Source organism: Stenotrophomonas sp. YJH_SMC_46, from assembly GCF_059370315.1.
In genome coordinates this window covers 789,568-810,973 of the sequence record NZ_JCAFTO010000001.1, presented here as the reverse complement: position 1 = coordinate 810,973, position 21,406 = coordinate 789,568, and the positions used below count along the sequence as shown (strand labels likewise).

The 21,406-nt window shown below is 67.1% G+C and carries 17 protein-coding genes and 2 tRNA genes; 9 read left to right on the top strand and 10 right to left on the bottom strand.

Features of this window, described 5'->3' with window-relative positions:
- Positions 1–3 precede the first annotated feature (3 nt).
- The 7 genes from AC5P8C_RS03760 to AC5P8C_RS03730 are packed head-to-tail and all read left to right on the top strand — an operon-like array spanning position 4 to position 6,904.
- Positions 4–1,332 (top strand): acetylglutamate kinase, encoded by a 1,329-nt coding sequence (locus tag AC5P8C_RS03760; RefSeq protein ID WP_019660499.1) that lies wholly within the window; start codon positions 4–6, stop codon positions 1,330–1,332.
- A gap of 3 nt (positions 1,333–1,335) precedes the next feature.
- Positions 1,336–1,938 carry a GNAT family N-acetyltransferase gene (locus AC5P8C_RS03755; protein WP_019660498.1) on the top strand — a complete coding sequence of 201 codons (603 nt, stop codon included), beginning with the start codon at positions 1,336–1,338 and terminating at the stop codon, positions 1,936–1,938.
- Positions 1,935–2,888, top strand: coding sequence for an N-acetyl-gamma-glutamyl-phosphate reductase (argC, locus tag AC5P8C_RS03750; protein ID WP_019660497.1), 954 nt, complete (start codon positions 1,935–1,937; stop codon positions 2,886–2,888). The genes AC5P8C_RS03755 and argC overlap by 4 nt, the downstream gene beginning before the upstream one ends.
- Before the next feature lie 20 nt (positions 2,889–2,908).
- The gene (argH, locus tag AC5P8C_RS03745; protein WP_495218350.1) at positions 2,909–4,204 is read left to right on the top strand and encodes an argininosuccinate lyase; all 1,296 of its coding nucleotides are present in this window, start codon (positions 2,909–2,911) and stop codon (positions 4,202–4,204) included.
- Positions 4,204–4,467, top strand: coding sequence for a YciI family protein (locus AC5P8C_RS03740; protein WP_019660495.1), 264 nt, complete (start codon positions 4,204–4,206; stop codon positions 4,465–4,467). The genes argH and AC5P8C_RS03740 overlap by 1 nt, the downstream gene beginning before the upstream one ends.
- An 11-nt stretch (positions 4,468–4,478) precedes the next feature.
- Entirely contained in the window at positions 4,479–5,636 is a 1,158-nt protein-coding gene (proB, locus tag AC5P8C_RS03735) for a glutamate 5-kinase (protein ID WP_019660494.1), read from the top strand.
- On the top strand, positions 5,633–6,904 hold the full coding sequence (locus AC5P8C_RS03730) for a glutamate-5-semialdehyde dehydrogenase (protein WP_019660493.1): 1,272 nt from the start codon (positions 5,633–5,635) through the stop codon (positions 6,902–6,904). The genes proB and AC5P8C_RS03730 overlap by 4 nt, the downstream gene beginning before the upstream one ends.
- Before the next feature lie 135 nt (positions 6,905–7,039).
- Here AC5P8C_RS03730 and pgaD read toward each other — a convergent pair whose 3' ends face one another.
- The 10 genes from pgaD to AC5P8C_RS03680 form a co-directional block, all read right to left on the bottom strand.
- Positions 7,040–7,510, bottom strand: a complete 471-nt coding sequence (pgaD, locus tag AC5P8C_RS03725) for a poly-beta-1,6-N-acetyl-D-glucosamine biosynthesis protein PgaD (RefSeq protein WP_019660492.1) — start codon at positions 7,508–7,510, stop codon at positions 7,040–7,042.
- Positions 7,507–8,763 carry a poly-beta-1,6-N-acetyl-D-glucosamine synthase gene (pgaC, locus tag AC5P8C_RS03720; protein WP_005414000.1) on the bottom strand — a complete coding sequence of 419 codons (1,257 nt, stop codon included), beginning with the start codon at positions 8,761–8,763 and terminating at the stop codon, positions 7,507–7,509. Before pgaC ends, pgaD begins: the two co-directional genes overlap by 4 nt.
- 1 nt (position 8,764) lies before the next feature.
- Positions 8,765–10,651 (bottom strand): poly-beta-1,6-N-acetyl-D-glucosamine N-deacetylase PgaB, encoded by a 1,887-nt coding sequence (gene pgaB, locus AC5P8C_RS03715; RefSeq protein WP_495218349.1) that lies wholly within the window; start codon positions 10,649–10,651, stop codon positions 8,765–8,767.
- A gap of 1 nt (position 10,652) precedes the next feature.
- On the bottom strand, positions 10,653–12,680 hold the full coding sequence (gene pgaA, locus AC5P8C_RS03710; RefSeq protein ID WP_495218348.1) for a poly-beta-1,6 N-acetyl-D-glucosamine export porin PgaA: 2,028 nt from the start codon (positions 12,678–12,680) through the stop codon (positions 10,653–10,655).
- Between the two features lie 344 nt (positions 12,681–13,024).
- On the bottom strand, positions 13,025–14,230 hold the full coding sequence (locus AC5P8C_RS03705) for a CynX/NimT family MFS transporter (protein WP_019660489.1): 1,206 nt from the start codon (positions 14,228–14,230) through the stop codon (positions 13,025–13,027).
- A gap of 221 nt (positions 14,231–14,451) precedes the next feature.
- Positions 14,452–14,528: transfer RNA gene (locus AC5P8C_RS03700), tRNA-Pro, on the bottom strand.
- Positions 14,529–14,668: 140 nt separating this feature from the next.
- A tRNA-Pro gene (locus tag AC5P8C_RS03695) sits at positions 14,669–14,745 on the bottom strand.
- A gap of 55 nt (positions 14,746–14,800) precedes the next feature.
- The gene (gene cydX, locus AC5P8C_RS03690) at positions 14,801–14,917 is read right to left on the bottom strand and encodes a cytochrome bd-I oxidase subunit CydX (protein WP_021204639.1); all 117 of its coding nucleotides are present in this window, start codon (positions 14,915–14,917) and stop codon (positions 14,801–14,803) included.
- 58 nt (positions 14,918–14,975) lie between these two features.
- Entirely contained in the window at positions 14,976–16,127 is a 1,152-nt protein-coding gene (gene cydB, locus AC5P8C_RS03685; protein ID WP_019660487.1) for a cytochrome d ubiquinol oxidase subunit II, read from the bottom strand.
- A gap of 15 nt (positions 16,128–16,142) precedes the next feature.
- A complete protein-coding gene (locus tag AC5P8C_RS03680) occupies positions 16,143–17,732 on the bottom strand; it encodes a cytochrome ubiquinol oxidase subunit I (RefSeq protein WP_134968853.1) in 1,590 nt (529 codons plus the stop codon).
- A 228-nt stretch (positions 17,733–17,960) separates the two neighbouring features.
- Between AC5P8C_RS03680 and cydD the strand changes: the two genes are divergently transcribed.
- Both cydD and cydC read left to right on the top strand, forming a co-directional pair.
- Positions 17,961–19,706 (top strand): thiol reductant ABC exporter subunit CydD, encoded by a 1,746-nt coding sequence (cydD, locus tag AC5P8C_RS03675; RefSeq protein ID WP_134735486.1) that lies wholly within the window; start codon positions 17,961–17,963, stop codon positions 19,704–19,706.
- Positions 19,703–21,376, top strand: a complete 1,674-nt coding sequence (cydC, locus tag AC5P8C_RS03670) for a thiol reductant ABC exporter subunit CydC (protein WP_233653937.1) — start codon at positions 19,703–19,705, stop codon at positions 21,374–21,376. Before cydD ends, cydC begins: the two co-directional genes overlap by 4 nt.
- Positions 21,377–21,406: the final 30 nt, after the last annotated feature.

The window sequence follows — 21,406 nt, the reverse complement described above, 5'->3', positions numbered from 1 at the left end:
GAAATGTCTCCTGCCCTCCAGCCCCACCGCCAGACCCGCCAGACCATCGTGCGCCTGCTTTCCAGCATGGCCAGCGCGAAGGAGATCAGCCAGTACCTCAAGCGCTTTTCGCAGCTGGATGCCAAGCGCTTCGCCGTGGTCAAGGTCGGCGGCGCGGTGCTGCGCGACGATCTCGACGCGCTGACCTCTTCGCTGTCGTTCCTGCAGGAAGTCGGGCTGACCCCGATCGTGCTGCACGGCGCCGGCCCGCAGTTGGATGCCGAGCTGTCGGCGGCCGGCATCGACAAGCAGACCGTGAACGGCCTGCGCGTGACTTCGCCGGAAGCACTGGCGATCGTGCGCCGGGTGTTCCAGCAGTCCAACCTGCGCCTGGTCGAGGCGCTGCAGCAGAACGGCGCGCGCGCCACCTCCATCACCGGTGGCGTGTTCGAGGCCGAGTACCTGGACGTGGATACCTACGGCCTGGTCGGCGAGGTGAAGAAGGTCAACCTGGCGCCGATCGAGGCCAGCCTGCGTGCGGGCTCGATCCCGGTCATCACCAGCCTGGGTGAAACCGCCGGTGGCCAGATCCTCAACGTCAACGCCGACTTCGCCGCCAACGAGCTGGTGCAGGAACTGCAGCCGTACAAGATCATCTTCCTGACCGGCACCGGCGGCCTGCTGGACGAGGCGGGCAACGTGATCGATTCGATCAACCTGTCCACCGAGTACGACCACCTGATCGCGCAGCCGTGGATCCACGGCGGCATGAAGGTGAAGATCGAACAGATCAAGGATCTGCTCGATCGCCTGCCGCTGGAATCGTCGGTGTCGATCACCCGCCCGGCCGACCTGGCCAAGGAACTGTTCACCCACAAGGGCTCGGGCACGCTGGTGCGCAAGGGCGAAAAAGTGCTGCGCGCCACCGCCTGGAACGAACTGGACCTGCCGCGCCTGAAGGGCCTGATCGAATCCAGCTTCGGCCGCACCCTGGTGCCGGACTATTTCCAGAAGACCAGGCTGCTGCGCGCCTACGTCAGCGAGAACTACCGCACCGCGGTCATCCTCACCGACGAGGCCGAAGGCGTGTACCTGGACAAGTTCGCCGTGCTCGACGACGCACAGGGCGAAGGCCTCGGCCGTGCGGTCTGGAACGTGATGCTGGAAGAAACGCCGCAGCTGTTCTGGCGCTCGCGCCATGGCAACCCGATCAATCACTTCTACTACGCCGAGTCCGATGGCTGCTACAAGCAGGATCAGTGGAAGGTATTCTGGTTCGGTGCCGATGGCATCGACCGGATCAAGACCTATGTCGATCATTGCGCGCAGCGCACCCCGAGCCTGCAGGGCTGAGCAATGAGCAACCTCGATGCTTGGAACACGGTTCCTACCCTGCGCGGCCAGCACGTAACCCTGCAGCCGCTGCAGATGGAGCACGTGCCCGGCCTGCGCGATGCGCTTGAAGGCAGCGGCCTGGACCAGCTCTGGTACACCCAGGTGCCATCGCCGGAACAGGCCGAGGCCTATGTGCGGGCCGCGTTGCAGGCGCAGAGCGAAGGCAAGGTGCTGCCGTTCGTGATCCGTGATGCGGCGGGTGACATCATCGGCAGCACGCGCTTCTACGACATGGATGCCAGCGTGCCCAGGCTCAGCCTCGGCTACACCTGGTACACGCCGCGCGTGCAGCGCACCGGCGCCAACACCGAAGCCAAGCTGTTGCTGCTGCAGCACGCCTTCGAGGCCATGGGCTGCATCAGCGTGGTACTGGAAACCAGCTGGTTCAACGTCACCTCGCGCACCGCCATCGCGCGCTTGGGCGCCAAGCAGGATGGCGTGCTGCGCAACCACAAGCGGCATGCCGATGGCACGCCGCGCGATACCGTCATCTTCTCCATCATCGATGCGGAATGGCAGGGCGTGAAGCGCCACCTGCAGTACCGCCTGGACAGCCACGCATGAACGATTCGACCTTTACCCTTGGCATCGTCGGTGCCCGCGGCCATACCGGCGCCGAGCTGATCAAGCTGGTGGCCGCCCATCCGCGGCTGGAACTGGCTTTCGTCTCCTCGCGCGAGCGCGCCGGGCAGCGCCTGTCCGACCATCACCCGGAATTCCAGGGCGATCTGCAGTACGAGAACCTGGACGCCGACGCGGTGGCGGCCAAGGGCGTGGATGCGGTGATCCTGGCCCTGCCCAACGGCCTGGCCGCGCCGTTCGTGGCCGCGCTGGAGGCGGAGAAGGCGGACACCGTCATCGTCGACCTCTCGGCCGACTACCGCTTCGACAACAGCTGGTATTACGGCCTGCCGGAGCTGACCCGTGGCCGCTACAACGGCCAGAAGCACATCAGCAACCCGGGCTGTTATGCCACCGCCATGCAGCTGGCGGTGCATCCGCTGCTGGACCTGCTGGCCGGTCCGCCGCAGTGCTTCGGTGTCTCCGGCTACTCCGGTGCCGGTACCACGCCGTCGGACAAGAACAACGTCGAACTGCTGGCCGACAACCTGATGCCCTACGCGCTGACCAACCACGTGCACGAGCGCGAAGTGTCCGTGCAGCTGGGCGTGGCGGTCGAATTCATGCCGCACGTCGCGCCGCATTTCCGTGGCATCACGCTCACCGCCAATCTTTGGCTGAACCGGGTGCAGACCCGCGAGCAGATCGTCGAGCGCTTCCAGCAGGCCTATGCCGGCGAACCCCTGATCGACGTGGTGGATGAAGCGCCGTGGGTCAGCCGCATTGCCGGTCGCCACGGTGCCCAGGTCGGTGGCTTCACCCTGGCCCCGGGCGGCAAGCGGGTCGTGGTGGTGGCGACCCTGGACAACCTGCTGAAGGGCGCGGCCACCCAGGCCATGCAGAACCTCAACCTCGCGCTTGGCATCGACGAACTGACGTCGATCCCGCACTGAATACGCATTCCGGAGCCCCCATGGCAGACCTTCTTTGGCAGAAGCCCGGCGTCGCCGTCGACGCCCAGATCCAGACCTTCCTCGCCGGCGACGACGTGATCCTCGACCGCGAGTTCTTCCTGCATGACATCGCTGCCAGCGCCGCACATGCACAAGGCCTGCAGCACATCGGCATCCTCAGTGCCGACGAGCTGGACGGCCTGCTGCGCGAACTGGAGATCCTGGCGCAGGATTTCCGCGAAGGCCGCTTCGTGCTCGATACCCAGTATGAGGATGGCCACTCGGCGATCGAAGCGCGCCTGACCGAACGCCTCGGCGATGCCGGCCGCAAGATCCACACCGGCCGCAGCCGCAACGACCAGATCCTGGTCGCCACCCGCCTCTGGCTGAAGGAGAAGCTGCAGCGCGTGGCACAGCTCAGCGCCGAAGCGGCCAAGGTTGCGCTGGACCGCGCACAGGCCGAGAAGGACCTGCCGATTCCCGGCTACACCCACATCCAGCGCGCCGTAGTGTCCTCGGCCGGCATGTGGTGGGCGGGCTGGGCCGAGGCCTTCATCGACAACGCCATCCGCGCCCGCGATACCCATGCGCTGGTCGACGCCAATCCGTTGGGTACCGCTGCCGGCTACGGCGTGAACCTGCCGCTGGACCGCGAGCACACCACGGCGGCGCTCGGCTTCGCGCGCATGCAGATCTCGCCGATCTATGCGCAGCTGTCGCGTGGCAAGTTCGAGCTGGCTGCACTGGAAGCGCTCGGTGGCGCCACGCTGGACCTGCGCCGCATTGCCTGGGACCTGTCACTGTTCACCAGCGCCGAGTTCGGCTTCGTCGCGCTGCCGGCGCAGTACACCACCGGCAGTTCGATCATGCCCAACAAGCGCAATCCGGATGTGATCGAGCTGATGCGTGCCACCCACGCCAGCGTCGCCGCCGCGCGCACCGAGATCGAGCAGCTGCTGTCGCTGCCGTCCGGCTACCATCGCGACCTGCAGTCGTCCAAGGGGGCCATCTTCCACGGCTTCGGCCGTGGCCTGGCCGCGCTGGAACTGCTGCCGGCGCTGCTGGCCAATCTGGAATGGCGTGACGACAAGCTGCGTGCGGCCATCGATTCGGGCATGTATGCCACCGACGTGGCGGTGGAAGCGGCCGTGGCCGGCGTGCCGTTCCGTGAGGCCTACAAGGCCGCAGCTGCCGGTGCCGACAGTGCAGGGCAGGGGCGTACCCCGGAAGGCAGCCTCGCCGCGCGCGTGTCGCCGGGTTCGGCCGCCGACCTGCGCCTGGACGAACTGCGCGCGCGCTGGCAGGCGCTGTCCTGATGGCGGGCACTGTCTACCTGGTGATGGCGATGCGCCGGCCGGACTTCAACGATGCAGCGGTGCAGCCGCACCGCGATTTCCTCGATGCGTTGCAGGCGCAGGGCAAGCTGCAGCTGACTGGTGGTTTCGCCGACGGCAGTGGTGGCGCCTATGTGCTGTGCAACGTGGACAGCCTGGCGCAGGCGCAGGCCATCGTCGCCACCGATCCGCTGGTGACGATGCATGCCTCCGACCTGACCGTGCACGAATGGAACACCCGCTGAGGCCCTGACTGATGACTCTGCATGCCAGCCACGTCGCTTCGCCGTTCCCGGAACAGGCGCTGCCGCCGTGGCGGCGTGCGGTGCTGAAAGTGGGCAGCAGCCTGCTCGCCGCCGATGGCGGCGGCCTGTCGCCCCGCCACGCGCTGGGCCTGGCACAGTTCGTTTCTGCCAATGTACTGGCCGGACGTGAGGTGGTGATCGTGTCGTCCGGTGCGGTTGCGGCCGGGCGCGCGATCCTGCCGCGGGCCGATGAGCCCGGTGCGGCGATGGCGGCGCGCCAGGCGCTGGCCGCGCTCGGCCAGGCCCAACTGATCGGGCTCTGGCAGCGCTTCTTCGAGCGTCCGGTGGCGCAGGTGTTGCTGACCCATGACGACCTGCGCAACCGTCGCCGCTACCTCAACGCACGCGCTACGCTCAACGAACTGCTGCGGCTGGGAGCATTACCGGTGGTCAACGAGAACGACACCGTGTCGGTGGACGAGCTCAAGCTTGGCGACAACGACAACCTGGCGGCGACGGTGGCGGCGCTGGTCGATGCCGATGCACTGTTCATCGCCACCGATATCGACGGCCTGTACAGTGCCGACCCGCGCACCGTGGCCGACGCGCGGCCGTTGCACGACGTACCGGAATTGAGTGACGAGGTGCTGGCGATGGCCGGTGGCGCCGGCTCACGGGCTGGTACCGGCGGCATGCGGACCAAGCTGGAGGCGGCGGCGAAGGCCGGGCGCCTTGGCATCGAAACCTATCTGTTCAACGGCCGCAGCGGTGACGTGGTGCGCGCGCTGGCGCAGGACCGCCTGTTCGGCACCCGCATTCACGCTGCGCGCAGCCGCGAGGCGGCACGCAAGCACTGGCTGCGGCACGCGCCGCTGGTCGAGGGTGCGATCGTGATCGATGCCGGCGCGGCGCAGGCGATGCGCGAGAAGGGCGCCTCGCTGCTGCCCGGCGGCATCACCGGCGCGGAGGGCATGTTCCGCCGTGGCGACATGGTGCAGGTGTGCTGGAACGCGCCACAGGGCCGCGTCTGCGTGGCGCGCGGAGTCAGCCAGTACGCGGCCGATGATGTGCGCCGGATCGCCGGCCGCCATTCGCGCGACATCGAGGCCGTGCTGGGCTACAACTACGGCGGTAGCGTCGTCCATCGAGACGACCTGGTGCTGCCATGACCGGATTGAAGGACTCGCCGATGAGCGACATCGAAGCGCAGGCGCGTGCCTGCCGTGACGCGGCCCAGACCGTTGCCGGCCTCGACAGTGCGACGCGCCGCACGCTGCTGCTGGCGATGGCCCAGGCACTGGAAGTGAATGCCGGGCTGATCCTGGCCGGTAATGCGCGCGACCTTGCCGCTGCGCGCGAGAAAGGCATTGGCAGTGCCATGCTCGACCGCCTGGCGCTGGACCCGGCACGCCTGTTCGCGATGGCCGAAGCCGTGCGAGAGGTCGCCGCGCTGCCCGATCCCGTCGGCCAGATCACCCGCGACGATGTGCGTCCAAACGGCATCCGCGTGCAGAAGGTGCGCGTGCCGCTGGGCGTGATCGCGATGATCTACGAGGCGCGCCCGAACGTGACCGCCGAAGCGGCCGCGCTGTGCCTGAAGGCCGGCAATGGCGTGATCCTGCGCGGTGGTTCCGAAGCGATCCACTCCAACACCGCCATCGCCCAGGCGCTGGCCGGCGCCCTGCAGGCCAATGGCGTACCGGCGGCGGCAGTGACCGTGCTGACCGACCTGCGCCGCGAAGCAATGCTGGAACTGCTGCAGCTGCATGAACTGATCGATCTGGCGATTCCGCGCGGCGGCGAAGGCCTGATCCGCTTCGTTGCCGAGCATGCGCGGGTGCCGGTGATCAAGCACTACAAGGGTGTCTGCCACCTGTTCGTGGATGCCAGCGCCGACCTCGGCAAAGCCATCGACCTTCTGGTGGACGGCAAGTGCAGCCGTCCGTCGGCCTGCAACTCGCTGGAAACCCTGCTGGTGCATCGTGATGTGGCCGAAGCCTTCCTGCCGCGCGTGGCGCAGGCGCTCGGTGAGCGTGGCGTGGAGCTGCGCGCCGACACGAACGCGCAGCCGCTGCTGCCGGGCAGCACCGCCGCCAGCGAAGACGACTACGCTGCCGAGTTCCTCGACCTGGTGCTGGCCGTGCGCGTGGTTGATGACCTCGAGGCGGCCATCGCGCACATCCGTGCCTATACCTCCGACCATACCGAAGTGATCGCCACCGAAGACGCCGGCCATGCCGAGCGCTTCGTCACCGCGCTGCGCTCGGCGGTAGTGATGGTCAATGCCTCGTCGCGCTTCTCCGACGGTGGCCAGCTGGGCCTGGGCAGCGAGATCGGCATTTCCACCACGCGCCTGCATGCGTACGGCCCAATGGGCCTGGAAGCACTCACCGTCGAACGATTTGTCGTGCGCGGCGAAGGGCAGACGCGCAAGTAGATCCACGCGATGCGCGGATGCACTTCGCGGTAGACCCCGGTGCCGACCAAGGTCGGCGCCCACCAGGCCCAAGCGCCGACCAGGATCGGCAGCTACCAAAGCAAGCGCCGACCCGGGTCGGCGACTACCGGGGCGTCACACCACCTCGCGGCGGATACCGATCGGCCGCGCGTGATCGTCCATGTGCAGCGTGGCGGCCTTGCAGCCCAGCAGGCGCTCGGCAAGGCCGGTGCTGGCACCCAGATCGGCCGCGACTTCATTGAGGCTGGCCAGTGGTCGCGGCAGGCGTCGCTCGTGGCCACGGAAGCGCGCGCGGTTGTACTCGGCCCAGCCGATCAGCAGCACGCTGGCACACAGCAGCATCAGCGGCAGTGCCACCAGCACATAGGGGTCGAAGTGGCTTTGCCGTTCGTACAGCTGCTGCCAGGCCAGCTGGCCGCCGATCAGCCACGAGAACAGGGTCACCAACGGTGCCCACAGGTAGAAGTAGAACCCCCAGAACGCGAGGGTGACGAAGCCCCAGGCGGTGCGCTGGAAGCGTGGTTGGCGATGCGGCTTGCGGATCATCCGCGAGTCGAAGCGGTTGGACGGGCGTTGTGCGTTCATCGGATCCCCCGATCGGGACTGGTCCAGGTGGCGCGCTTGCTGCGACGGCGCAGCAGGGTCTTCGGCAACGCCACCAGGGTGGTGGAAAGACTGATCAGCCAGTACGCCATCGGGTACCAGATGACCCAGAAGTAGTTGCGTCCAATCTGTGTTTCGTAACGACGGTCGATGATCAGGCTGCTGGCGAACTGCATCAGGCAGACCAGGGCCAGGATCACGCCATGCCATTGCGGCAGCAGGCTGGCGATGTACAGCTGCGGCGGCATGTCGATGAGTTTGCCCAGCACCCACAGCACCACGATGAACAACATGGTGTAGGCCCAGATAACGCTCAGCACGTACTCCAGCAGTACGCCCCACATGCGCCGCTCCTTCCAGTGCAGCAGTGAACGCGCATGCCGCAGCATCACTTCCACGCCACCCTGCGCCCAGCGCAGCCGTTGCCGCCACAGGCCCTTCAGCGTTTCCGGCATCAGGATGAAGCACAGCGCGTTGGGTTCGTAGCGGATGTCCCAATGCGCCCGCTGCAGGCGCCAGCTGATGTCGATGTCCTCGGTCACCATGTCGTCCGACCACCAGCCGACCTGGTGCAGGGCGGTGCGGCGAAAGCCTGCGATCACTCCGGAGATGGTGAAGATGCGCCCGTACACGCGCTGCGCGCGCTTGATCATGCCGATGATCGAGGAGAATTCGGCCACCTGCAGGCGTCCAAGCAGGGTGGAACGGTTGCGGATGCGCGGGTTGCCGGTGACCGCACCGACGCGGTTGCCGCTGACCAGGTGCCAGACCATCCAGTGCAGGGCGTGTTCCTCCAGCATGGCATCGCCATCGATGCACACCAGGTACTCCGAGCGGGCCGCCAGCGCACCCATGCGCAGCGCGTTGGCCTTGCCGAGGTTGCGGTCAAGGTGCAGCACGCGCAGCCGCGGATGCTTCGCCGCCAGCACGTCGAGCCGGGCGCCGGTGTCATCACTGCTGCCATCGTCGATGGCGATCACCTCGTAGTCGGCCGGATAGCGCTGTGCCAGCGCCGCGCCGAGCGTGTCGTCGAGGTTCGCGGACTCGTTGTGGCAGGGAATCAACAGGCTCGCGAACGGTGGATCGACCATCAGCGGCGGGTCGTTGCGTGGGCGCGAATGGCGTTCGCGCCGGAAGTAGTAATACAGGCCGCCCGACATCCAGAAGAACGCCATCACCATCGGGTAGTAGAAGGCGAACTGGAACAGGACCTGCAGCAGCGGATGCATGTCCATGTCACTTCTCCGGGTACGGGAAGTTGCCGGCGGACATCGCCGCGCGGGCATCATGGGTGGAAGGCTGGCCGGCGATGAAGTCATCCGGGTACCAGGCGAAGTGGTGCACGCCCTGCGCCTGCAGCTGGCGGATCTGCGCGCGCAGCCGCTCGGCGGGAATCGGTTGCCCGCTGCGCCAATCGACGGTCTGCAGTTCGAACAGGGTGTGCTGCAACTGGGGATCGTGCGCGCGCACCGCGGCCAGCAGCTGGTCGAGCCAGCGTTCCGGATGCCTGCTGCCTTCCATCCACGGCATCGCCATCAGTGCGGTCTGGTCGTAGGCCTTGTTGAACAGGTCCAGGCGCTGCGCGAACCAGGCCTCGCTCTGCGGACGCAGCACCGGCTCCGCGTACAGGTTGCGCACCGTGGCCAGCTTCGGCCGCCAACGCTGCGCACTGTCGCGCAGGGCCAGGGTGAAGTCGATCAGCGCCCGGGTGCGAGCGCTGCCATCGTCGCCGGCCGCCAGCGTCGGCAGTTCTGTGTCGCGTAGATAGCCATCGTCATGGAAGAGCAGGCCTTCGAAGTACGAGTTGACCGCCAAGTCCTCGTAGATGTCGAGCATGATCTGGCGGGCCTTCGGATTGGTGAAGTCCAGCCGGTACATGCCATCGGGATCGCCGTTGCGGATCGCCAGTGCCTTGCGCTGCACGGGTTCGGGCAGCTCGAAGCCGAGCACCGGCAGCCATGCGTAGACCTTCACCCCCGCGCGCGACTTCAGCTGCCAGGCGACCCGGCTGAACAGGTCCGCACGCATCGGCATGTGCCGGTTGGGGAAGTACAGTGCATCGGCGGTGTTGTTACCGTCGGGATCGGCGAAGGCCTGCAGGTAGACGTGGGTGGGCGAGATGCGTTTGACCCGCTCGACCAGCACATCGAGGTTGCGTGCCTGCTGCGCCGGGTCTGCGTCGTAGACATCATCCAGGTCGATCTGCAGGGCACGGATGCCATCGAGCGCGACATCGCGGCGCAGCTCGTAGGCCAGGCCCTCCACGGTCGGGTTGTCGCTGACCAGGAAGCGCGCCAGCCCATGCAGGTCGCTGGTCACTGGCGTGCTGCGGCCTTCCAGATCGAAGGACACCGGCATGCCCAGCTGTTCGGCGATGTCGTTGCTCAACTGGTTGTAGGCGGCGTACGGCCAGACAATGGCGCGCGGGCGCACGCCCAGATGCTGCTGGATGCGCTGCACGCTGCGGCCGAGATCGGCGCGCAGGCGCTGCTCGTACTGCGCCTCGCTCTCGTAGCTGCGCGTGGCCGGCCGGTAGATGCGGGTGACCACCGCTGGCGTCGAATTGCCCTGCGGATTGGCAAGCACTCCGTGGTGCAGGTCGTCGGTGTGGCTGGCCACTTCGATCAGGCCGCTGTCGTGCATCTGCTTCAGCTGCGCCCAGGTGACGAAGTCATCGCGGCCGAACGGGCGGTAGCCGTAGTCGATGGTGCGGCCCGGAGCCATGTCCACGTAATCGGTGATCACCGCCACCAGCGCCGGGTAGCGGTAGGCCTGCAGCAATGGGAAGGCCTTGTCGTAGATGCTGCGCAGGCCGTCATCGAAGGTCAGCAGCACAGGCTTGGGCGGCAGCGTGGCCCGCCCCTGCGAGGCATCGATCACCTGCGACAGCGAGACCGGGTGATAACCATGCGCGCCGAGCCAGTCCAGGTGTGCGGCGAAGTTCTGCGTGCTCACCGCATAGGTATCGGCATCGCCCTTGGCCGCGACCCGGTCGCGGATGTCGTGGTAGCTGAGGATCAGCAGGCCGTTGTCAGTGGCATCGAGATGCAGGGCCTGCTGCGCGAACGCCGGCGGCGTGGCGGCCAGCAGCAGGAGCACGATCAGTCGCAGGATGCGGGCCATGTCACTCTCCCCAGCGCAGTGCGGCTTCGAAGCCGATATGACGCTCGCGGTGGCCGTCGTAGACCGGCCGCGACCAGCGCACGCCGTACTCGAACACGCGGCCCTGGCCCAGCTGCCATTCGTGCATGTAGGACACCGAAGGGACCAGAGCGCTGCCGAAGCCGTCCTGCCAGTAGTCACCCAGCGAGACCGTCAGGCGGTGCCGGAAGTGGCGCTCGTAGTGCCGCCACAGCTGCTGGTCGATGCGCAGCCCGATCTCGACCATGCGGTCGCGCTTCGGGTTGAAGTAGGGCGTGTCGTCGCGGCTGCCCCGGCTGGTGTAGGCACTGGCCAGGCCGTCGATCAACCAGCGCGGGCGGGTCAGCAGGCGCTGTTCGATGCTGGTGCTGAACAGCTCGCGGTGGTTGCCGTCGTCGTAGCGGAAGCGGCTGGCGCCGAACATCCAGTGGGTCAGCTCGCTGCGCCGGTAGTCGACCTGCGCGCTCACGCTGTCAGCGGTGATGCCCGCCACGCGCGCCTGCATCGAGGCTTCCGGGTCATTGCGTGCGGCCACCAGCCCAGCATGCCAGTAATCGTTGAACTGCCAACCCACGCCGATGCGCAGGCCGGTATCGCCAATGTGGTCGTTGGCGCGCAGTACCGCCGCTTCCGCATCCAGCTGGCCGAAGCGGTAGCGTACGCCCGCGCCCAGCCACAGCGGGTCGATGCGCTGGTCCTGGAAGTCGACCGAGCGCCTGTCGGCCAAGGCGAACAACCGCCAGCGGTCGTCGAGCACCGGTGTCTGCACTTCGATGCCGTAGTGACGGTCGTTGTTGCCCAGCGGCGAGGTGCCGCCACCGCCGGAGCTGCGACCAATGTCGGTCCATGCCTTCAGCTGCCAACCGCGATGCGCCCGCCAGGCCTGGTCCATGCGTTCGACGGCGGGTTGGGTCGGGTAGCGTGCGACAAGATCGTCGTGCAGTGGCCTTGCCAGGTCATCGCGCTGCAGGGCGACGTAGGCCTCCTCCATCCCCAGCCGCGGCTCGATGTCGCGAGGGTCCAGCGCATGTGCCATCTGCTGGCGCTGCAGTGCCATGCTTGGCCATCCGCGCATCATGTACACGTTGCCCAGCGCGCTCTGCAGGCCGCCGTTGCCCGGTGCGATGTCGACCATCGATTCCAGGTCATGCTGTGCGGTGCGCAGGTCGCCGCTGTAGGCGCGTACCATCGCCAGATTCAGGTCGGCCTCGTAACGTGACCAGTTCGCGTACGGTGACTTGCCGTTGCTCCAGCGCCACGCCGGCTCCTTGTCACGCCAGGCCTGCAGGAGGTCGATCGCCTTTTCCTGCTGCTCGCTCTCCAGGTAGGCATAGGCCAGTTCCGAATGCGAAGCATCGCGTGTCGGGTCGCCGGCCACTGCCGCCTGCAGCACCGGTATGGCTTCTTCCGGATGCAGGGTGCCCATCAGCGAATCGCCGACCGCAGGCAGCACATAGTCGGGCAGGGCATGGCCTTCGGCCTGCAGTGCGCGGGCTTCCTCGCGCACCTGCGCATGGCGGCCCAGCCGGTTGAGCAGGATCAGCCGGTCCATGCGGACGCGAAGCGGCGCCTGCGCGGGCGGGGTGCCTTCGCTGCCCAGGTAGCGCTGCATGCGCGCCAGGGTCGATTCGGCTTCTTCCAGGCGGCTGTCTTCGCTGCTGCTGTAGGCCAGGCTCCACACCACCCGCTTGGCCAGGTAGTCGCCTTCGATGCGCTGCTTCTGTGCAGCGTCGAACAGCTGCGGGCGCTGCTGGTACAGCTCCCAGGCGCGCCAGGCGTTGCCGATGTCGCCCAGGGTCAGTACGCGCAGCTTGAACAGCAGGTCGTCGTTGGGTTGCTCTTGGCTGGCGCGCTCGATCGCGCCGAGGGCATCCAGCCAGCGGGCCTGGTCGCGGTAGCGGCCGATCTCGGCCAAGGCCGCCTCGCGGTCAGGCGGGGCGGCGCCGCTGGCCCAGGCCAGGGCGGTGCAGGCAAGGCCGACGCAGAGCGCCAGCCGGCGGTGGACAACCATTGGGGACCCCCTTGGCTTCCGAACCAGACAACCTGAGAAATGTGACGCACATCACATGCCAGCTTTTGGCGTGGCCGTGGCCCGCGTCACTCCCTTCGTGCATTCCCGTCCAGCAAGGACGGATACAAACCCGGACAGCGACCTGCAATGTCTTGTCTGAAACGAGAGTCCCCCGCACACCGAATGGTGGCCTGGGCGGCGCTGCCGCCCCCATGCCCGATGCCGGCACGCGGCAAGGATGGGCATTCGTGGGCACTATCCGCCCGGAATTGTCAGCCCGGCGTCAAAATGCGCAGACGGGCTGACGAGCGGTAGGTGGGGCCGGTTGCGAGGCCCTGCGCGGCTTACCAGAGGTCTTCCAGCTTGCGCGGCTTGCAGGCCACCCAGGAGGCGCACAGCATCAGGGTGGCGCAGCCGAACAGGAAGCTGAACGGGAGCGTCCAGCCGTTGCTGACCGTATGCAGCCAGCCGACCAGGAACGGCCCCAGGCAGCTGAAGCTGTAACCCACGCCCTGCATGAAGCCGGACAGTGCCGCCGAGCCGGTGGGGGTGCGCGTGCGCAGGTTGATCAGGGTCAGCGCCAGCGGGAAGGTGGATGGACCGACGCCGAGCAGGCACGCCCACAGCAGGGGGGCCTTCATCGGTGCCAGCAGCAGGCCGGTGAAGGCGATCACGAACGAGAAGAAGCCGATCAGCACCAGCGGAAACGGGTTCTGCATGCGAACTGCCATGGATGGAATGACCAGCGACGGCAGCAGCCCGAGCGCCGAGAACACCGCCACCATCACGCCACCAAAGGCCGGTGTGCCGCCGGCCTCGACCACGATGCGTGGCAGCCAGGTGAACATCGAATAGGTCATCAGCGAAGTCATGCCGAACATCAGCGTCATGCTCCAGCCCAGTGAGGTGCGCCAGACTTTCCCATGCGGCTGTGCGGTCGGGTCGATGGCATCTGCCTGCGGCTTCGGTGCGCGCCTGGCCAGAACCAGCCACGGCAATGCTGCGGCCAGTGCCAGCAGTGCCCACATGCCCAGCGACACGCGCCAGCCAGCGGCGTTGGCCACCGGTACCGCCAGCAATGCGGGCAGCATGGTGCCCAGCTGCAGCACGCTGATGTAGAGCGTGCTCATGGTGCCGACCTTGTTGGCGAAGTAGCGCTTCACCAGCGGCGGCACCACCACGTTGCCGATGCCCATGCCGGCCAGTGCCAGCACCGAACCGAGCAGCAGCGTGCCGACGTTGCCGGCGCTGGAGCGCAGCAGCAGGCCGGCCATCGCCATCACCATCGCCAGCAGCGTGGTGCGCTCCAGGCCCAGGCGCCGCGCCAGCGTCGGCGTGGCCACGCCGAACACCGCGAACGAGGCGGTCGGCAGCATGCCCAGCACGCCGGTCATGGTGGTGCCGAAGCCGAATTGCTGGCCGAGTACGTCCAGCAGCGGGGTGATCGAGGTGACCGCAGTGCGCAGGTTGACCGCTGCCAGCAGGATCGCGGCAAACGCGAGGACACGACCGTGCAGCAGCGACGGCGAATCGGAAGTGGAGGAACTCATCGGTGGTCCTTGCAGGTGTCGCACGCCGGGGCAATGGCATGCAGCGCCGGCATCGGTCTACGCCGAAGCGGCAGGTGGGGGAGGGGCTGCTGGCGGGCCGGCAGCGCGGCCATTGTACGTGCGCTGCCTGGCAAGGTCCCGTCATGCGGGAGGCCTGGCGCCTGGTACAAAAAAACCCGGAGGACAGTGATGTCTTCCAGGCTTCTTGGTGACCACCGAAGTGGTCGGGGAGACAGGATTCGAACCTGCGACCTCTACGTCCCGAACGTAGCGCTCTACCAGACTGAGCTACACCCCGAAGGGAGCCGCCTATTCTAGCGATTCATCCCGATGGCGGCAAGGGGTGAACGCTGTTTTCTTCACACCGCGAAAGCGGTGCCACTTCAGGGAACAAAAAAGCCTGGGCGACATCACCAGGCTTCAATGCCACCACCGAAGTGGTCGGGGAGACAGGATTCGAACCTGCGACCTCTACGTCCCGAACGTAGCGCTCTACCAGACTGAGCTACACCCCGAAGGAGCCGCCTAAGATACCGTGTGAAGGCCAAGGCGGCAAGGTCTTTTTACATCTCAGCGACGATTTTCGTTCTCGATGCGGTTCTGCTCGCGGGCTTCGAACCACATGCCGTTGAGGATGGCCACCGTCGAGGCGAGGCCGGCACCGAGAATCCAGGCGAAATACCACATGATCAGTCTCCTTCATTCCGGGTAGGTGCCGACCGTTGATCGGCACACGTGCAAGCAATCAATACGCGTTGGGGTTGTTGCCCATCTCTTCGGAGGTGGTCTTGCCCTTCAGCACGCGGTACACCCAGGTGGTGTAGGCGAGGATGATCGGCAGGAACACCGCCGTGGCCAGCAGCATGATCCACAGGGTCAGGTGGCTGGACGAGGCATCCCACACGGTCAGGCTGGAGGTGGGCTGGCTCGAGGACGGCAGCAGGAACGGGAAGATGGCGAAGCCGACGGTCAGGATGACGCCGGCGATGGCCGCACCGGAGGCGATGAAGGCCAGGCCACCACGACGGGCCCGCAGCAGCACCGCACTGGCCAGCAGGCCGGCCAGGCCGAGCAGGGGGGCCAGGATCGTGGCCGGCATCGCGCTGTAGTTGCGCATCCAGCCACCGGCGGCGCCGAGTTCGGCGGTCTTCAGCAGCGGATTGGTGGCGCCATCGGTAACCACCTGCGAGGTGATCTGGTAACCCGGCAGGCCGAAGGCCACCCAGGCGCCGCCCACCGCGAACAGCACGAAGGCGATGATCGCCGCGATGCTGCCGAATCGGGCGGCACGCTCGGCCACCGCGCCGTCGGTCTTGATCACCAGCATGGCGGCACCGTGGGCGACCAGCATCGACACGCTCAGCAGGCCGGCCAGCAGCGCGAAGGGCATCAGCAGGCCGAAGAACGAGCCGGTGTAGAAGATGCGCATGCTGTCATCGAAATGGAACGGCACGCCCAGCAGCACGTTGCCCACTGCCACGCCCATGATCAGCGCCGGGATGAAGCCACCGATGAACAGCGCCCAGTCCCAGGTGTTGCGCCAGCGTTCGCTGGGCATCTTGCTGCGGAACTTGAAGCCGACCGGGCGCAGGATCAGGGCGAACAGGATCACGAACATCGCCAGGTAGAAGCCAGAGAAGCTGACCGCGTACAGCGGCGGCCAGGCGGCGAAGATGGCGCCGCCACCCAGGATCAGCCACACCTGGTTGCCTTCCCAGACCGGGCCGATGGTGTTGATCACCCGGCGGCGTTCGGCGTCAGTGCGGGCGACGAAGGGCAGCAGGGTGCCTACGCCCAGGTCGAAACCATCCATCACGGCAAAACCGATCAGCAGGATGCCGAGCAGCAGCCACCAGATCACGCGCAGCGTGGTGTAGTCCAGAAGAATGAAATCCATCTTGGTTCTCCTGCCTCAGGCCTGGCCGGCGGCCGGCGCCGAGGCATTGTGGGAAGCATGCGGCTGGGGCGACTGCAGCGATGGCAGCAGCTCGTCCGGACCCTTGCGGATCGCCTTGAGCATCAGCTTGATCTCGACCACGATCAGCGCGGTGTAGATGGCGGTGAAGCCGGCCAGGGTCAGCACGATTTCATGCAGGGCCAGCCCCGATGCCGCATAGAAGGTTGGCAGCACGCCATCGACCGCCCACGGCTGGCGACCATACTCGGCCACGAACCAGCCGCACTCGATCGCGATCCACGGTGCCGGCAGCGTCCACAGGGCCAGCTTGAGGAACCAGCGCTTGTCCTGGAAATTGTTGCGGCAGGAGTAGTAGAAGGCCAGGGCGAAGAAGGCGATGAGGTAGAAGCCGAGGCCGGCCATCACGCGGAAGGTCCAGAACAACGGCATCACGCGCGGCACCGTGTCCATCGCCGCCTGCGAGATTTCCTGCGGGGTGGCGTTGAGGATGTCATCACGATAGCGCTTGAGCAGCAGGCCGTGGCCCAGGTCCTGCCAGTGGCGGTCGAACATCTCGCGTGCTTCGACGTCGTTCTTGTTCGCACGCAGGCGTTCCAGCGCGCCGTAGGCCAGCTGGCCGCCACGCACGCGGTGTTCGGCGCGCTCGACCAGTTCCAGGATGCCCGGAATCGGCTGGTTCAACGAACGGGTGGCGATCAGGCCCATCAGGTAGGGGATCTTCACCGCGTAGTCGTTCTGGTGGGTGTCCTGGTTCGGGATGCCGAAGGCGGTGAAGTCGGCCGGCGCACGCTCGGTCTCCCACATCGCTTCGATCGCGGCCAGCTTCATCTTCTGGTGTTCGCTGGCGGCGTAGCCACTCTCGTCACCCAGCACCACCACCGACAGCGAGGACAGCAGGCCGAACGCCGCGGCCACCGCGAACGAACGTCGGGCCAGGTCCTTGTGCTTGTTGCGCAGCAGGAACAGGGCGCTGATCGCCATCACGAACACCGCACCGGTCACGTAGCCGGCGCTGACGGTGTGCACGAACTTGGCCTGCGCCACCGGGTTGAACACCACCGCCATGAAGTCGACCACTTCCATGCGCATGGTTTCCGGGTTGAACACCGCACCGGTCGGGTTCTGCATCCAGCCGTTGGCGACCAGGATCCAGATCGCCGACAGGTTGGTGCCCAGCGCCATCAGCCAGGTCACCATCAGGTGCTTGACCTTGCTCAGGCGGTTCCAGCCGAAGAAGAACAGGCCGACGAAGGTGGCTTCCAGGAAGAAGGCCATCAGGCCTTCGATGGCCAGCGGCGCACCGAAGATGTCACCCACGTAGTGGCTGTAGTAGGACCAGTTCATGCCGAACTGGAACTCCATGACAATGCCAGTGGCGACGCCCATGGCGAAGTTGATGCCGAACAGGACGCCCCAGAACAGGGTCATCCTGCGCCAGATCTCCTTGCCGGTCATCACGTACACGCTCTCCATGATGGCCACCATGAAGGACAGGCCGAGGGTGAGCGGTACGAATAGGAAGTGGTACATCGCGGTCAGCGCGAATTGCAGCCGCGACAGTTCTACGACTGTCTGATCAATCATGGCCTGGCTACCTCGTTGGATAGTGCCGTTGCAGGTGGCGGGAAGGGTGGTCTACGACGTGAATGATGTGACCGACTACTTCAAACAGCCTTGATCCAGATCAATGTATGAACAGGTGCCCCGGTTGATCGTATGCCAACCTGATGAAGACTGCGACCGCCGGCCGCAGGGGCGGGCTATTGCCTGCGCCTACAATGCCGTGTCTCCCCCGTTGCCCGTGAAGACCTCTTGAGCGCTGCCGAAACGACCCCTGACGGCCTGTCCCCGGAAGCTGAAACCGCCCGCCAGCGGCGTGTGCGCACGGCCTGGCTGGCCGACCTGGCACGCTCCGCCCGGGGCCGCCAGCGCTTGGCCGCGCTGTGCATCAGCCTGTCCGGCGCGCTGTTGATCGGCCAGGCTGCCGCCATCGCCTGGCTGGTGCAGCAGGTGCTGGTGGAGCGCGTGCCGCTGGCCTCGGGACTGCCAGCGCTGGGTGGGCTGGCGGTGATCCTGGTGCTGCGCACGCTGCTGGGCAGCGCCACCCAGGCGGCTGCCGGTGACGTGGCCGACGCCGCACGCCTGGCATTGCGCGAACGCGTGTTCGCACGCCTGCTGGGCCACGGCCCACTGTGGCTGCGGCAGCGCCGCACCGGCGAACTGGGCGAACTGATGCTGCATCACGGTGATGCGATCGAGAGCTATTACAGCGGCTTCCTGCCGGTGCGCACTGAAGTGGTGGTGGTGCCGCTGCTGATCCTGGCCGCTGTCGCCTGGGTCGACTGGGTGGTGGCGCTGATCCTGCTGTTCACTGCGCCGCTGGTGCCATTTTTCATGATGCTGGTGGGCTGGGGCGCCGAAGCGGCCGGCCGTGCGCAGCTGGGTGAGCTGGCACGCATGAGCGGCCATTTCGCCGACCGGATCAAGGGCCTGGGCCTGCTACGCCTGTATGGCCGCGGCGAAGCTGAGCTGGAGGGGATCGAGGCGGCTGCCGAAGGCGTGCGCGTGCGCACCCTGAAGGTTCTGCGCATCGCTTTCCTCTCGTCCACGGTGCTGGAATTCTTCGCCTCGGTGAGCGTGGCGATGGTGGCGCTGTACCTGGGCCTGAGCTATCTGGGCATGATGTCGCTGCATGCAGCGGTGCCGACGCTGGGTGCGGGGCTGTTCTGCCTGCTGCTGGCACCGGAATTCTATGCGCCGCTGCGACGGCTGGCCGCGCATTACCATGATCGCGCCAATGCACTGGCCGCCGCCGCCGAAGTGGAGCGCCTGCTGCAGTCGCTGCCCGATGAGCAGGGCCTGATCGAGAACGAGGTTGCACCTTTGGCGGTGGAGCCGGCCGAGGCCGCCTTGCCGCCGCTGCAGGCACAAGGGCTGGTGCTGCGCCCGCTGGGCGCGCCGCAGGATGTGCTGCAGGATCTGGACCTGCGGCTGGAGCCGGGCCAGCGCCTGGCCCTGGTTGGTCCCAGCGGCTCCGGTAAAAGCACCCTGCTGGAAGCGCTGGCCGGCTGGCTGCCGCCGCGCGCCGGCAAGCTGCAGCTGCGTCCCGGTGTGCAGGTGGCCTATGCCAGCCAGCGCCCCTACCTGTTCCACGGCAGCATTGCCGACAACCTGCGCCTGGCCGATCCGGGTGCCAGCGATGCGCGTCTTCGTGCGGTGGCCGAGGCCGCGCAGGTGCTGCAGTTCGCACAGCGCCTGCCACTGGGCCTGGACACGGTGATCGGCGAACGTGGCTTCGGCCTGTCCGGCGGCGAAGCCCGTCGTATCGGCCTGGCCCGGTTGTTGCTGCGCGATCCGCAGGTGCTGCTGCTGGACGAACCCACCGCGTTCCTCGATGCCGATACCGAAGCGGCGCTTTTGCGCAGCCTGGCCGCCTATGCACGTGGCCGCAGCGTGGTGGTCGCCACCCACAGCCCGGCGGTGATCGCCTGGGCCGACCGTTGCCTGCTGTTGCCGGAAGGCCGCCTGGTCGAGCCGGCACAGGCGGTGCGCGCATGAGCCGTTCGCCTGATTCGCTGCGCGCGGTGTTCCTGCGCCATCGGCCGCGCCTGCTGCTCACCGTGCTGCTGCTGTGGACCACCATGCTGGCCGGCACCGCTCTGCTGGGTCTGTCCGGTGGCTTCCTCACCGCCGCCGCGTTGGCTGGCGCGGCCGGCCTCGGCCAAGGCTTCAACTTCTTTTCACCGTCCGCTGGCATACGCGGGCTGACGATGGCGCGCATCGTGTCGCGCTATTTCGAGAAGCTGGTCGGCCACGACGCCACGCTGCGCATCGCCCGCGACCTGCGCGTGTGGTTCTTCCGCCGCGCGTTGCCGCTGGCACCCGCACGGTTGGGGGCTACGCGCACCGGCGACCTTCTGGCGCGCCTGCTCGGCGATATCGGTGAAGTGGACGGCCTGCTGGTGCGTGCGATCGGGCCGCTGGTGGCGTTGGGCGGATTGTCGCTGGTCGCGATCGTTTCGGCGGCACTGATCCTGCCGTCGGCTGCGGTGCTGATGGCGGTGCTGGCGCTGCTGATCGCCTTCGGCGTGCCGTGGCTGGGCGTGCGTGGCCATGACGACGAGGAGGCCGACCGTGCCGCGCATCGTGCCGCATTGCGTACCGCTGCATTCGAAGGGCTGGAAGGTGCGGGTGACCTGGCCGCGCTGCACGCCGATGCGGCCTGGCAGCTCAAGGTACGCGTAGCTGCCAAGCAGCTGGCCTCGCGTGATCGCCGCCGCCGCTGGCGCCTGATCGCGGCCTCGACGCTGCACGGTCTGGTCGCCGGGCTGGGGCTGGTGGCGATGCTGGCATTGGCCCTGCATGCGGCCGAACAGCAGCGCATCGCGCCGGAGATGGCCGCGGGCCTGGTGTTCCTGACCGTGGCGTTGATCGAGCTGTGGGCCGGCCTGGGCCTGGCCTGGCAGTCGCTGCAGTCCGGGCGCATTGCCGCCGATCGGTTGCAGGCCATCGTCGAGCAACCGCCGACGGTGGACGATCCGCAGGCGCCGCAGCCGGTACCGCAGGCCGCGCGCGTACAGTGGGATGACGTGCATTTCCAGTGGCCCGGTGCGGCGCGGCCGGTGCTGTCCGGCCTGCATCTGACCTTGGCGCCGGGCGAGCGCATCGCGATTCGCGGCGACAGCGGCAGCGGCAAGACCACGCTGTCCAGCCTGCTGCTGCGGCTGTGGGATCCGCAGCAGGGACGGCTGACCTACGGTGGCCGCGATCTGCGTGATTTCGCCCAGGCTGACTGGCACCGGCAACTGGCGTGGCTGCCGCAGAACGCGCCGGTGTTTGCCGGCAGCGTGGCCGAGAACCTGCGCCTTGGTTATCCCGATGCCAGCGACGCCGCGTTGTGGGCGGCGCTGCGCCGCGTGCGTCTGGGCGAATGGGCCGAGCGCAACGGCGGCCTGCAGGCCTGGGTGGGCGAGAACGGCGCGACGATGTCAGCCGGCCAAGCGCGGCGGTTGGCACTGGCGCGCGCGCTGCTGCGCAATGCGCCGATCCTGCTGCTGGACGAACCGACCGAAGGCCTCGACGTGGATACCGCACGCGCGCTGTTGCAGGACCTTTCCGGGTTGCTGGACGGGCGCAGCCTGCTGATGATCACCCACGATGATCTGCCTCAAGGCGTGGTCGATACGCAGTACAGATTGCGCGACGGGGTGTTGGTCCGCGAACTTTGACCGATGCACATCCGCGCGTGGCGTGGATCT